The sequence below is a fragment of the Sorangium sp. So ce363 genome (genome assembly GCF_051520435.1).
Taxonomy (GTDB): domain Bacteria; phylum Myxococcota_A; class Polyangia; order Polyangiales; family Polyangiaceae; genus Sorangium; species Sorangium cellulosum_B.
The window spans coordinates 7,147,936-7,161,953 of record NZ_CP150333.1; the positions used below are offsets into that span (position 1 = coordinate 7,147,936).

The 14,018-nt window shown below is 71.4% G+C and carries 8 protein-coding genes; 5 read left to right on the forward strand and 3 right to left on the reverse strand.

Translation table 11 applies throughout. The features are described 5' to 3' along the window. The first annotated feature begins 441 nt into the window (after positions 1–441). The 3 genes from WMF12_RS26865 to WMF12_RS26875 all read left to right on the forward strand — a co-directional run bounded on the left by WMF12_RS26865 (position 442) and on the right by WMF12_RS26875 (position 8,366). Positions 442–5,472, forward strand: coding sequence for a HAMP domain-containing protein (locus WMF12_RS26865; RefSeq protein ID WP_437850073.1), 5,031 nt, complete (start codon positions 442–444; stop codon positions 5,470–5,472). Between the two features lie 385 nt (positions 5,473–5,857). Continuing rightward, positions 5,858–6,265 carry a hypothetical protein gene (locus tag WMF12_RS26870; RefSeq protein WP_437850075.1) on the forward strand — a complete coding sequence of 136 codons (408 nt, stop codon included), beginning with the start codon at positions 5,858–5,860 and terminating at the stop codon, positions 6,263–6,265. A 184-nt stretch (positions 6,266–6,449) separates the two neighbouring features. Further along, positions 6,450–8,366, forward strand: a complete 1,917-nt coding sequence (locus tag WMF12_RS26875; RefSeq protein ID WP_437850076.1) for a serine/threonine-protein kinase — start codon at positions 6,450–6,452, stop codon at positions 8,364–8,366. Between the two features lie 29 nt (positions 8,367–8,395). On the opposite strand, the gene WMF12_RS26880 is transcribed toward WMF12_RS26875, so the two are convergent. Then, complete coding sequence (locus tag WMF12_RS26880; RefSeq protein ID WP_437850077.1) at positions 8,396–9,514, reverse strand: phospholipase D-like domain-containing protein; 1,119 nt, start codon at positions 9,512–9,514, stop codon at positions 8,396–8,398. 377 nt (positions 9,515–9,891) lie between these two features. On the opposite strand from WMF12_RS26880, the gene WMF12_RS26885 reads away from it, so the two are divergent. Beyond that, positions 9,892–10,452 carry a hypothetical protein gene (locus WMF12_RS26885; RefSeq protein ID WP_437850079.1) on the forward strand — a complete coding sequence of 187 codons (561 nt, stop codon included), beginning with the start codon at positions 9,892–9,894 and terminating at the stop codon, positions 10,450–10,452. Between the two features lie 7 nt (positions 10,453–10,459). Beyond that, a complete protein-coding gene (locus WMF12_RS26890) occupies positions 10,460–10,945 on the forward strand; it encodes a DUF421 domain-containing protein (protein WP_437850080.1) in 486 nt (161 codons plus the stop codon). Between the two features lie 7 nt (positions 10,946–10,952). Here the strand turns inward: WMF12_RS26890 and WMF12_RS26895 are convergent, their stop codons facing one another. Continuing rightward, a complete protein-coding gene (locus tag WMF12_RS26895) occupies positions 10,953–12,440 on the reverse strand; it encodes a DUF2330 domain-containing protein (RefSeq protein WP_437850081.1) in 1,488 nt (495 codons plus the stop codon). A gap of 149 nt (positions 12,441–12,589) precedes the next feature. Continuing rightward, positions 12,590–14,005 (reverse strand): methylenetetrahydrofolate--tRNA-(uracil(54)-C(5))-methyltransferase (FADH(2)-oxidizing) TrmFO, encoded by a 1,416-nt coding sequence (gene trmFO / locus WMF12_RS26900; protein WP_437739540.1) that lies wholly within the window; start codon positions 14,003–14,005, stop codon positions 12,590–12,592. Positions 14,006–14,018: the final 13 nt, after the last annotated feature.

Consider the following 14,018-nt stretch of genomic DNA (forward strand, 5'->3'; position numbering starts at 1 on the left):
GCGGACGCGCGCGCCTTGCGCGCCGTACGCGCGTGCTGCGTGCTGCGCGTGGCGCGAAGCTTGCCCGGCTGAGCGCCTGCTAGTAATACGAGCCCATGCTGCTGCGCGGTGGGAGCAGAAGCGCATGGCCGACGTGCCATGAAGCCTGAACCCGAGGGGACCCCGACGGCCGCCTCGCGGCCTTTCAGCGAGGGCCCCGCTCCTCGGCGGCGGGAAGCGTCGCGCGGAGCCCGAGCGCAGCCTCGATCGATGACGCCGCCGTCCAGGCGAGGGGGCCTGTCCTCCTGCCGTCCTCTCGCGCGGCGCCCTGGGCTCACGCCGGGGCACCGGGTCCGACGGCCTCCAGCGCCCCTGGGCCCCTCCGCGCCCGGGGCGCGCGCTCATTTCCCTTCTTATTGACCGATCGGTCCTGCCCGCAGGCGGGACCAGGAGAACAGCGGCATGGAGCAGCGAAGCGACCTCGACAAGGCAGCCCGCAAGGCGAGAGCCGGCAATGGCAAGAGCAAGAAGGCCGCGTCCGGGGATGGGCTGCAGCACGGCGCCGCGCGCGCGAGGAAGGCCCGCCCGGCCGAGCGCCCCAGCGCCGCCGCGCCGCTCGAGAGCGACGAGCTCGACCGGCGGACGCTGCTGATGTCGCTGACGGGCCTGAAGAAGGGCGATTTCTCGGTGCGGCTGCCCGTCCACTGGCTCGGGCTCGACGGGAAGATCGCCGATACGTTCAACGATGTCGTCGAGCGCAACGAGAAGCTCGCGAAGGAGCTCGCCCGCCTGAGCCGCGCGGTGGGCAAGGAGGGCAAGCTCTCCCAGCGCGCCTTCATCGGCGAGGTGAGCGGCGCATGGGCCGACGAGATCGCGTGCATCAACGCGCTGATCGGCGATCTCGTCCACCCCACCGCCGAGACGGCGCGCGTCATCGGCGCCGTGGCCAAGGGCGATCTCTCGCAGACGATGGCCCTCGAGGTGGACGGCAGGCCGCTCGACGGCGAGTTCCTCCGGACCGCCAAGACCGTCAACACGATGGTCGAGCAGCTCGGCTCCTTCGCCTCCGAGGTCATCCGCGTCGCCCGCGAGGTCGGCACCGAGGGCAAGCTCGGCGGGCAGGCCGACGTCCGCGGCGTCGCCGGCAGCTGGAAGGACCTCACCGACTCCGTCAACTCGATGGCCGGCAACCTCACCTCCCAGGTGCGCAACATCGCCGCCGTCACCACCGCCGTCGCCACAGGCGATCTCTCGAAGAAGATCACCGTCGACGTCAAGGGTGAGATCCTCGAGCTCAAGGACACCATCAACACGATGGTCGATCAGCTCCGCTCCTTCGCCTCCGAGGTCACCCGCGTCGCCCGCGAGGTCGGCACCGAGGGCAAGCTCGGCGGGCAGGCCGACGTCCGCGGCGTCGCCGGCACCTGGAAGGACCTCACCGACTCCGTCAACTCGATGGCCGGCAACCTCACCTCCCAGGTGCGCAACATCGCCGCCGTCACCACCGCCGTCGCCAACGGCGATCTCTCGAAGAAGATCACCGTCGACGTCAAGGGCGAGATCCTGGAGCTCAAGAACACCATCAACACGATGGTCGACCAGCTCAACTCCTTCGCGTCCGAGGTCACCCGCGTCGCCCGCGAGGTCGGCACCGAGGGCAAGCTCGGCGGGCAGGCCGACGTCCGCGGCGTCGCCGGCACCTGGAAGGATCTCACCGACTCCGTCAACTCGATGGCGTCGAACCTCACGGCCCAGGTGCGCAACATCGCGACCGTCACCACCGCCGTCGCCAAGGGCGATCTCTCGAAGAAGATCACGGTCGACGTGAAGGGAGAGATCCTGGAGCTCAAGAACACCATCAACACGATGGTCGACCAGCTCAACTCCTTCGCCTCCGAGGTCACCCGCGTCGCCCGCGAGGTCGGCACCGAGGGCAAGCTCGGCGGGCAGGCCGACGTCCGCGGCGTCGCCGGCACCTGGAAGGATCTCACCGACTCCGTCAACTCGATGGCCGGCAATCTCACCTCCCAGGTGCGCAACATCGCCGCCGTCACCACCGCCGTCGCCAACGGCGACCTCTCCGAGAAGATCACGGTCGACGTGAAGGGCGAGATCCTGGAGCTCAAGAACACCATCAACACGATGGTCGATCAGCTCCGCTCCTTCGCCTCCGAGGTCACCCGCGTCGCCCGCGAGGTCGGCACCGAGGGCAAGCTCGGCGGGCAGGCCGACGTCCGCGGCGTCGCCGGCACCTGGAAGGACCTCACCGACAACGTGAACTCGATGGCGGGCAACCTGACGAACCAGGTGCGCGGCATCGCCAAGGTCGTGACCGCGGTCGCCAACGGCGATCTCAAGCGCAAGCTGGTCGTCGACGCCAAGGGGGAGATCGCCGCGCTCGCGGACACGATCAACGGCATGATCGAGACGCTCGCGACGTTCGCGGATCAGGTGACGACGGTGGCGCGCGAGGTCGGCGTCGAGGGCAAGCTCGGCGGGCAGGCGAGCGTGCCTGGCGCGGCCGGCACGTGGAAGGACCTCACCGACAACGTGAATCAGCTCGCGGCGAACCTCACCACGCAGGTGCGCGCGATCGCCGAGGTCGCCACCGCCGTGACCAAGGGCGATCTCACCCGGTCCATCAAGGTCGAGGCGCAGGGCGAGGTCGCCGCGCTGAAGGACAACATCAACGAGATGATCCGGAACCTCAAGGACACGACGCTGAAGAACAGCGAGACGGACTGGCTCAAGAGCAACCTCGCCAAGTTCTCGCGCATGCTCCAGGGGCAGAAGGATCTCCTCACCGTCGGCCGGAGGATCCTGTCCGAGCTGGCCACCGTCGTCACGGCGCAGCAGGGCGTCTTTTACATCATGGATGCCGCCCGCGAGGAGCCCGTCCTGAAGCTGCTCGCGAGCTACGCGTTCAAGGAGCGCAAGCACGTCGACAACCAGTTCAAGCTGGGCGAGGGGCTCGTCGGGCAGTGCGCGCTCGAGAAGGAGAAGATCCTCCTCGTCAACGCGCCCCACGACTACATCACGATCACGAGCGGCCTCGGCGACGCGCCCCCGGTGAACATCATCGTGATGCCGGTGCTCTTCGAGGGGCAGGTGAAGGCCGTCATCGAGCTCGCGTCGCTCGAGCGCTTCAGCCCGACCCACCAGGCGTTCCTCGACCAGCTCACCGAGTCGATCGGCATCGTGCTCAACACGATCGAGGCCAACATGCGCACCGAGGACCTGCTCAAGCAGTCCCAGTCGCTGGCGCGCGAGCTCCAGAGCCAGCAGGAGGAGCTCCAGGAGACGAACGCCGCGCTCGGCGAGAAGGCGCGCCTCCTGGCGGAGCAGAACGTGGAGGTCGAGCGGAAGAACCACGAGGTCGAGCAGGCCCGCCAGGCCCTGGAGGAGAAGGCGCGCCAGCTCGCCCTCACGTCCAAGTACAAGTCGGAGTTCATGGCCAACATGTCCCATGAGCTCAGGACCCCGCTGAACAGCCTCCTCATCCTGTCGGACCAGCTCTCCAGGAACAACGACCAGAACCTCACCGCGAGGCAGGTCGAGTACGCGAAGACGATCCACGCGTCAGGCACCGATCTCCTGGGGCTCATCAACGACATCCTCGATCTCACGAAGATCGAGTCGGGCACCGTCGTGGTCGACGTCGGAGAGATCAGCTTCACGGACCTCTCGGACTACGTGCGCCGCACGTTCCGGCACGTCGCCGAGGCGAAGAAGCTCGATTTCGAGCTCTCCTTCTCGTCGACGCTGCCGACGTCGATGTTCACCGACGCGAAGCGGCTGCAGCAGGTGATCAAGAACCTGCTCTCCAACGCCTTCAAGTTCACCGAGCGCGGCAAGGTGGTCCTGGAGGTGACAGTGGCCCGCGGCGGCTGGAGCCGTGAGAACGAAGTGCTCAGCCGGGCCGATGTGGTGATCGCCCTCTCCGTCCATGACACAGGGATCGGGATTGCGCCGGACAAGCAGCAGATCGTCTTCGAGGCGTTCCAGCAGGCGGACGGCAGCACGAGCCGCAAGTACGGCGGCACCGGGCTCGGGCTCGCGATCAGCCGGGAGATCGCGGGGATGCTCGGCGGCGATCTCACGCTGGTCAGCGCGCCGGGCCGCGGCAGCACGTTCACGCTCTACCTGCCGCGCACCTTCCGGCCCGTGCGGGCGGCGCGGCGGCAGCCGACTCACGTCCTCGACGCGCCGCCGTCCATCGATGATGCCGTCCACAGCAGCCGGCCGTCGGATCGCACGTCCGCGAGCGCGGACGTCCAGATCATCGACGACAGCGAGAGCGTCCGCCCCGGCGACCGCGCGATTCTGATCGTGGAGAACGACACCGTGTTCGCCCGCTTCCTCGTGGATGTCGCGCGGGAGCACGGCTTCAAGGCGGTCGTCGCGCTCCGCAGCGCGACCGCGCTCGCGCTGGTCCGAGAGATCCAGCCCGCGGCGATCACGCTGGACATCAACATGCCCGACGTCGACGGGTGGCGCGTGCTCGACTGCCTGAAGCGCGATCTCTCGGCGCGGCACATCCCGGTCCAGGTGATCACGACAGAGACGGAGGAGGAGCGGAGCCGCGCGCGGCGGATGGGCGCGGTGGGCCTGCTCAACAAGCCGCTCAGCAGCAGGACGGCGCTCGACGAGGCGTTCGCGCGGCTCGCCGGGCTGATCGGCTCGCCGCGGCGCCGGCTGCTCGTCGTCGCGCCGGACGAGGCCGCCTTCGCCCCGGTGACCGAGCTGCTCGGGGACGCGGAGTCCACGGTCGCCAGCGCAGCGACGGTCCAGGAGGCGCTCGACGCGCTCGATCGCGAGGCGTTCGACGCGATCGTGATCGACCTGCACCTGCCGGACATGCCCGGCCTCGAGCTCATCGAGCGCCTCGATCGCGCAGGGCGCTTCGCCGATCTCACGGCCATCGTGTACGCGCCGGCCGGCGTCGCCGGGGACGACGAGGCGCAGCTCTCCCGGCTGGCGCAGAAGCTGCCCGTGAAGCATGTCCAGTCGAGAGAGCGCCTGCTCGACGAGATTACGCTCGCGCTGCACCGCCGGCTCTCGGATCTGCCGGAGCCGACGCGGCTCATCGTGGAGCAGCTCCACGAGTCGACCGCCGCGCTCGCCGGCAAGTGTGCGCTGATCGTCGACGACGATTTCCGCAACATCTATGCGCTGAAGACCGTCCTCGAGAGCTACGGGATGACCACCCTCACCGCCGAGACGGGGAAGGCCGCCATCGAGCTCCTGGGGAGCACGAGCGGGATCGACGTCGTGCTCATGGACATCATGATGCCGGAGATGGACGGATACGACACGATCCGCGCAATCCGCAAACAGCCGGCATTCCAGACGCTACCGATCATCGCCGTCACGGCGAGGGCGATGAAAGGCGACCGGGAGAAGTGCCTGGAGGCGGGCGCGACCGACTACACCTCGAAGCCGGTCGACACGGAGCAGCTGCTGGCGCAGCTCCGCATCTGGCTGCATCGCTGAGCTCGCTTCATCTCCCGTCACCGCTGCTCTCCACACCACGCCCCGCGATCGCCCCCGAGCACGCCCGGCAGTTTCGTCTGCGCTGCAACGACGCCTCAGTGTGGCACACCTGCGCAAGCTCTTGCGCGGCACACGGGCGATCGACTGCGCAGAGTACCGAGCATTTCCCGCATTTTCATTTGGCATGCCGCCTGCTGCCGCCTGCTGTGGCGATGTGGGTTTCCAGAATACAGGCAGGGCGCGCGCGCGAGGACGTTCGTCGGGAAAGGAGCTGTAGGTGAGGCCAAAGCTGGTGACCGGTCTTGTCAGGACGTGGTCGGACGCCGAGAGGTCGGTTGAGCGCGTGATGAGCTGCGGATATACGCGTGACGCCATCAGCCTTGTCATGAGCGATGCGGGGCGCGACCATCGCGCCGTGGACGGAACCGCGGGCGCGGCGGCGGACGTCGGTGGGGCGGCGGGGGCGGCCTCGACCGCGCTCGTGGTGCTCGGCGCGAGCGTGGCGTTCCCTGGCCTGGGGCTCGTGGCGGCGGGGCCCATCGAGGCCGCGCTCGCCGGAGCTGGCGCGGGCGGCGCGGCCGGCGGGCTCGTCGACGCGCTCGTCAGCGCCGGCATTCCCGAGCACCGGGCGAGCATCTACGACAGCGGCCTACGACAAGGTGCGATCCTCGTGGGCGTAAATGCTTCCTCCGAGCGAGATGCAGAGATCCTGGAATTGATCCTCGAGTATGCCGGCGCCGAGGACGTCCGGAGCGAGAGCTCGCAGCGGCGTCCTTACGACAGCTTCATCTGAGCGGTCGCGGGAAGGCGGAAGGCACGTGGCAACTTGCCTCGCTGAGGCGCGCTGCCGCTGACGCGCCCGTGCAGGGTTTCAGGAGCTCCCCGAGCGGTTCGCCTGGCACACGCGATGCTCCAGACTCGTCGCGTGCCGTCGCGTGGCGAGCGGCGGATGGCCGGAGCAGACGGCAGGAGAGCGCATGTCGAGCAACATGACCCAGGCGTTCGAGCACACCTCAGGGGAATGCTTCGAGGTCGACACGGTGGTGGGCGAGAAGTACCAGCTCCTCCGCAAAGCGGGAGAGGGCGCGATGGGGTCTGTCTGGGTCGCCACGAACACGGCGCTCGAGGCCAATGTGGCCATCAAGGTGCTGCGGCCGGAGATGCGCTCTCCCGCGATCGCCGAGCGCCTGCTGCGCGAGGCGCGGGCCGCGGCGAAGCTCAGCCACCCCGGGATCGTGCGTGTCTTCGATCTCGGCAAGACCGCGGACGGCACCCCGTACATCGTGATGGAGCTCCTGGAGGGCGAGGCCCTCCGGGACGTGCTCTGCCGCGAGCGCCGGCTCGCTCCCGAGGTGGCGCTCGCGATCCTGCTGCCGGTCGCGAGCGCGATGCACGCGGCCCACGAGCGGGGCGTCGTTCACCGGGATCTCAAGCCGGACAACGTGATGCTCGCGAATCAGGGCGACGGGCGGATAAGGCCCAAGGTCGTCGATTTCGGGATCGCGAAGGTGACGTGGACCGAGCCCGAGTCCGGATCGACGGGCGCGGCCGTGATCGGGACTCCGCAGTACATGCCGCCGGAGCAGGCGCTCGGGCAAGGCCACATTGATCATCGAGCGGACATCTGGGCGCTCTGCACGATGCTGTACGAGGCGATCGCGGGTGAGACGCCGTATGCCGGGGAGCACGGGTTCGGGACGCTGCGCGCGATCATCCAGGATCCGGTGCGCTCGCTCGTCGAGCGGTGCGGCTCGGATCCGGCGCTGTGGTCGATCATCGAGCGCGGGCTGCGCAAGGATCCGGCGGATCGCTGGGGGAGCATGCGCGAGCTGGGCAGCGCGCTCGCGACGTGGCTTGTCTCGAGGGGAGTCTCGGAGGACGTGTGCGGCGCGTCGCTCCGCGCGCAATGGCTGGACGAGCGGGCCAGCCAGATCCCGTCGCCGTCGCCGCGGCTGAATGCGGTGAGCTCCGCGCCGACGCTGCACTCGCGCCGCGCGGACGACTCCCTGGAGCTGCAGCTGCCCATGACGGCCGCGCAGAGGGCGCCGGGGGCGGCGGCTGCGGCGGCTGCGGCGGGTCACAGCGCGCCGGTGGCGGCGGAGCGCAAGGGGATCGAGGAAAGCGGGGAGCGCGCGTGGTCCGAGGCGACCGCGATGGTGAATCTGCCGGGGGCGGCGTCTCCGTCGCCGCGGTCGTCGTGGCGGGAGCGCTTTCCGCTCCGCGGCGTCGCGGCGGCCGGGCTCGTGGCCCTCGCGGGAGCGGCGGTGTGGAGCGTCGCGCTGGGCACGGCGGGTCGCGCAGGCGAGTCGACGCCGGCGCCGCCGGTCCAGCCCGTGGCGATGATCGCCGCGGCGCCGTCTCCGGCGCAGCCACCGCTCGAGGTGAGCTCCCATCCGACCGGCGTGGCGCACGGGAGCGTGGCGCCGCCGGTCGGACCCACGGCGCCGCGCCCGGCGCGCGCGCTGAAGGCCGCGGTCCACGCGCCTCAGGCGCCGGCCACGGCCGCCGCGCGGGCTGCGATCGCGGCGCCGGCGGCGAACGCGCCAGCCGCGACCGGGAAGCCGCCGGCGCCAGCGGCGAGCGCGCCGCCCGGGTCGTCCGGGCCCAGCGCGGGCCCGGAGGCGCCGGCCTCGACGGCGCAGCCGATCGCCGCCGGCTCAGCGCAGACGCCAGGGAGCGCCGCCTGTCCGGCTGGCGGAGACCGGGAAGGCGGGGAAGCGGCCTGCCCGCCGGCCGCCGAGGCGTCGACGAGCGCCGTGGAGGTCTACGATGACGCCGGGACGGCCGAGAAGGAGCCGGGCGTCCACCGCCGTCCGGCGACCACCGAGGAGGCGCCGCCGGCCGCGGATGCCGGCGCAGCGGAGGGCTCTTCGAGCGCTCCAGCGGCGCCGTAGCGGCCCGGATGCCGGCCCGGCGGGCGGGGCTAGACGCCGAGCGCCTGCAGGAACCCGCCCTCACGCTCGGCCTCGGGGAGCGCGCCCGCATAGCGAGGCTCCACCAGGTCGAGGCCGAAGCTCCACAGCGCGTTGCGCGCCTGCGCGAAGGGGCCCTGCCTGGGCAGGTTGTCGAGGCGTACGGCCTCGCTCCGCCCGAGGTCCTGCTCGAACAGGCGGGCCGCGTCCCTCACGAAGGCGGGCTGCTTGACGATGAGGTTCGCCTCGCTCACCCACCTCAGGCTCGTCGAGTTCGCGTTGAAGGTCCCCACCGTCGCCCAGTCGTCGTCGATCACCGCGAACTTCGCGTGGAGCATCGACGGGAGGAACTCGTGGATCTGGAGCCCGTTCTCCAGCCATGACGTGTACCGCGCGAGGCTCGCGTGGCGGATGGCCGGGAGGTCGGAGTCGCGCGGCACGATGATCTTCACGTCGATCCCGCGGCGCGCGGCGTCGATGAGCTCGCGCTCGAGCCCGCGCGGAGGACAGAAGTACGCGTTCTCGATCCACACCCGCCGCCTCGCCGCGCGCACCCGCGCGAGGTGGCGCTCGTAGATGACCGCGGGCGGCGTGGGCGCGTCGGTGATGAACTCCACGTCGTCGTAGACGCCGCCCGTCCAGTAATCGAAGGAGCGCCCCGCGGCCTCGTCGGCGAGCATCCAGCGGCACTCGAACGCCCGCGCCATGTCGGTCACGCAGGGCCCCATCACCCGGCTACAGACCTCGTGCCAGCCGTCGCCGCCCTCGTCGCGCGGCAGCCACTCGTCGGCCCACGCAGCGCCGCCGACGTACCCGGCGCCGTCGATCACCACGATGCGCGAGTGCTCCCGCGGGAACAGGGCGCCCCCGCGGAGGACGGCGCCCAGCGGCCTGTAGGCGCGGGCGCGGATGCCGCGAGCCCTCATGTCCTCGAAGAACGCCGCCGGCGTCGTGTGGCTGCCGAGCGCGTCGTACAGGAGCCGGACATCCACGCCTCGCCGCGCGGCGCTCGCGAAGGCGTCGGCGAAGCGACGACCCATGAGATCGTTGCGGTAGATGTACGTGGAGATCCATATCCGCTCCCGGGCGAGCGCGATGTCATCGAGGAGCGACTCGAGCACCCATTTCATCCCGGGGAGGAGGCGCGTCGTGTGGAGAGCGCCCCCTGCCGCAGCGCGACCGGTGCTGGAGTCCGCCCTGGAGCCTGGAAACGTCGGCGCCGAGCAGGTCATGTCGAGTCCCGAACGCCGGGCGGCTGCAGCTCGATTGCCACAGCGGCCCGCGCGCTCACCGCCGTGGCTCAAGCAGCCCGTGTGCCACATCGCCAAGGCGCGATCGCGCAGTGAAGTCAGCAACAGGAGGCTCACCACGTGGCAAAGCGCCACGCTCACGGCGCCGTCCGCGGCGCCTGCGGGGCAAGCGGCCTCTCCGGCGCAGCGGCCGCCCTCGCGAGCGGGCCGCGCGTGCGCGAGCGGGCCGCGGCACCGGTCTTGAAAGCGTGGGCGCGATGATCCCCGCCGCCCGCGAGCTCTCCGCTCCTCGGCCCGCCCGGACGCGCACCAGGTCGCGCCGGGCGCCATCCGAACCCGAGCCCACACCGCCGTCCGCGCCGCCCCTGCGGCGCCGGCTCGCCCTGGATCCCCTGCACGCGATCGGCGCGCTCGCGCTCGCCTGCGTGGCCGCGAGCGCCTTGTTCATGCACGCGCTGGCGGCGCGCGAGGCGACGGCGCAGGGGCTCACCCTGCGCGTCGCCTACCCCGAGCGGATGCGCTTCCGCGACATGGAGCGGGTCACGTTCGACGTGGAGAACACGGCGGGCGAGCCCTGCCGGGCGGCCGCGCTCACGCTCGACGAGGCTTACCTGGACAGCTTCGAGGAGCACCACGCCACGCCTGCAGAGGCGGCGTTCGGGCGCTTCGCGCTGGGCGACCTCGCGCCCGGCGAGCGCCGCCGGATCGACATCGAGCTCCGCGGCGAGCGCAGCTGGCTCGCCTCGGGCAACGCGACCCTGTCGTGCGGTGGGGAGCGCGGCGTCCACGTGCCGCTCCGCACGTTCATCTTCCCCTGAGATCACCATGGAGACCGTCGCCCGCGTCGCCTTCGTCTATGTGTTCCTCGCCGCCGCGTTCCGCGTGCTCGGCAAGCGCGAGCTCAGCTCGATGTCGCCGTTCGAGCTCGTCACGCTCATGCTGATCCCCGAGATCGTCTCTCAGGCCCTCGTCCGCGAGGCGTCGCTCGCGAACGCGCTCGCGGGCGTGTCCACCGTCCTCGTGCTGGTGTTCCTGACGTCCCTCCTGACGCACCTCTTCCCGAAGGCGTCCAAGGTCATCGACGGCTCGCCCACGGTGCTGGTCGCGAAGGGCCGTATCCTGGAGGATGCGTGCAATCGCGAGCGGATCCAGCCGGAGGAGATCCTGTCCGAGATGCACAAGAGCGGGCTGGAGCACCTCTCCCAGGTGCGATGGGCCATCCTGGAGGCGGACGGCGCTCTCACCATCGTCCCGGAGCAGGGCCACGCCCTGCCCGTCGCCCGGGCCAGGACGCGGGACGAAGGCGTCTGAGCGCCGGTCAGGCCGGGCGGGAGGCGAGGCGGCGCGCGCCGCGTCGGGCGATCGCCGCCGCGAGGGCGAGGGCGCCGAGCGTCATGCCCACGAGCGTGCCCTGCCCGCGGGTCCGCGAGGGGCGATCGCCGTCGAGGACCGGGGTCGCCGCGCCGCAGAGCACGTCGGCGTGGACGCTGACGCGGGCGCGAAGCCAGTTGTCGACCCGCTCCTGCGGCGCGGGGCTCAGGACCAGGTCCGTGTCGAGCGCGGCGCGCGGCAGGTTCGCCTCGAGACGCGTCAGCCAGACGTCCTTCGGGTGCAGGCCGACCATCGCGATGGCGAGGTCGTCGAGCGACCCGCACGCGAGGTCGCGCGCGTCGATCTGGTCGGAGGCGACCTCCCCGCAGCTCGGATCCGACAGCGGGACGCCGGCCGGGCACGGGTTCGCCACGGCGCGGCTCTCGGTCGCGATCTCGGCGAAGCGCACGGCGCACGCGGAGTCCTGGACCTCGCCGGTCTCGCCGTTGGCGAGCCCCTGCTGGGCGAACGCGGCGGCGATCGTGTCGACCGGGGTGGTCGAGCCGCTCGTTGTGTAGCGCACGCCGAACGGCGCCGCGGGGCTCGACACGGGCGAGAACAGCGAGCCCTGCTGCGCGTAGGGGGTGAGGAACGCGCGGCCGCCGTCGGCCGCCGCGATCGCCTTCTCGCGGAGCACGCCGTAGTTCGACTCCTGCGAGGCGAAGTCCCACGCGAGGAGGTCGATGGGGACGGCCGCGGCCGCGAACCCCTCGGGGGCGAGCCGCGCCTCGCTGATGGTGAAGAGGGTGATCGCGACGTTCGCGCCCGTCCCGGCGGCGACCATCCGGAGCGGGAGCGCGGGGTTCGCCCCCGGCGTGACGACCCGCACCGGCGTCATCTCCTTCACGTCCTTGCCCGGCTGGAGCCTGATGGCGATGAAGTCGAAGCCCTCGTCGACATAGGCGTCGATGATCGGCTGTGTCGACTCGTCGACGTTGAAGCCGTTCTTGTCGAACCAGGCGTTCAGCACGCCGGGCGTGTCGGTCGCAAGCGTCACGGTGTCGTACGGACCGACGGTGCCGCGGTGAAGCACCACGACGTCATCGCCGCCGAACGCCCTCCCCGCCGCGTCCGCGGAGCTGAGGTCCGAGCTGCAGCCCCCGCCGCTACGGGCGCAGGTGGAGCTCGGCGCGGTGATGCGCACCGACGTGGCCGCGTCGAGCGTCTCGAACCAGGCATCCGAGCCTTCCTCGAGGATCGCTCCGCGCTTCACCGGGAGCACCCACCCGAACGCGCTCGGATCGCCGGAGTACTGGATCTGATCCCAGAGCACCGACTGGACGGGCGACACGGAGAGCACCATCCGGTGCGCGTTGACGACCGTCGTCTCGGTGGGCGGGGCGAAGCACCCGCCGCAGGCGAGCGCCTCGCGCGGCGACAGGAGCGTCACGGAAGGAACGGCGAGCGCAAGGAGCGCAAACAAGCGAAGTTTCATCGGCTACCTCCATGGGCGCGGGTCCGCGCGGGCGGGCTCTCGAAGCGCGCGGGCGGCGCGCGGCGCACCACCGCCAGGCTATCCAAGCCTGCGCGCGGCGGGCAGCCCGCGCACGATTGGCGCGCCGCCTGCCGCGCGGCGAGCCGCCGTCAGCCCGCGGCCCACCACGCGTCGAGGTCGCGGAGGGCGCGCTCGGCCATCACCTCGTAGCGGGCGCGCTTGCGCAGCTTGCCGTGCGCTGGATCGAGCGGCGCGATGTGCGCCCAGGTGATGTTGGACGGCTGATACGTGGGCTGCTTCCGGCCGAGGTGCGTGAGGATGCCGCCGAGCGCCGTCGTGGGCGGCGGCGGCCGGAGCGGCTCGTTCCGCAGCTGCTGCGCGAGGAGGATCGCGCACACGAACCCCGCCGCGGCGCTCTCCACGTAGCCCTCGACGCCCGAGATCTGGCCGGCCAGGTGCACGCCCGGCAGCGCGCGGAGCTCCATCGCGGGGCCGAGGAGCGCCGGAGCGTCGACGAAGGTGTTGCGGTGCACGGAGCCCATGCGGAGGAACTCGGCCTCCTCGAGGCCGGGCACCATCCGGAACACCCGCAGCTGCTCGGCGTACTTCATGCGCGTCTGGAAGCCGACCAGGTTGTACGCCGTCGCCGCCTCGTCCTCCGGGCGCAGCTGGAGCACCGCGTAGGGGCGCCGGCCGGTGCGCGGATCGGTGAGCCCCACCGGCTTCATCGGCCCGAACGCGAGCGTCTGCTCGCCGCGCACAGCCATCACCTCGCAGGGCAGGCACCCCTCGAAGTAGCGCACCTCCTCGAAGGCGCGGGCCTCCACCTTCTCCGACGCGACGAGGGCCTGGACGAACGCCTTGTACTGCGCCTCGTCGAAGGGGCAGTTCACGTACGCCTCGTCGCCGGCCTCGGCGTCGTCGCGGCGCTCGGCCGCGTCCTCCGGCGGCGCGGCCCGCTCCAGCTGCGCGCTCCGCTCGCCGCGGACCGCGCCCCCCTTGCCGTAGCGCGACTGCTTCCACACGCGCGACCAGTCGATCGAGTCGGCGCTGACGATCGGCGCGATCGCGTCGTAGTAGGCGAGGTGCTCGGCGCCGACGGCCGCGGCGAGGCTCGCCGCGAGGGCGTCGGAGGTGAGCGGCCCCGTCGCGAGGATCACGGGCCGCTCGGCGGGGATCTCCGTCACCTCCCGGTGCTCGACGGTGATCCGGGGGTGGGCCTCGATCGCCCGCGTCATCGCCTCGGCGAACCGCTCGCGGTCGACCGCCAGCGCGCCTCCGGCCGGCACCGAGGTCTCGTCGGCGCACCGCAAGGCGAGCGAGCCCACGCGCCGGAGCTCCTCCTTGAGGAGCCCCACCGCGTTGCTCAGCGCGGCGCCGCGCAGCGAGTTCGAGCACACGAGCTCGGCCAACCGATCGCTCGTCTGCGCAGGCGTGCGCCGGTGAGGTTTCATCTCGACGAGGCGCACGCGCAGCCCGCGCTGCGCGAGCTGGTACGCCGCCTCGCAACCGGCCAGGCCGCCTCCGACGACGACGACGTCGTGCGGGCTCTCCGCTCCGTTCATACAGCTCACCAGG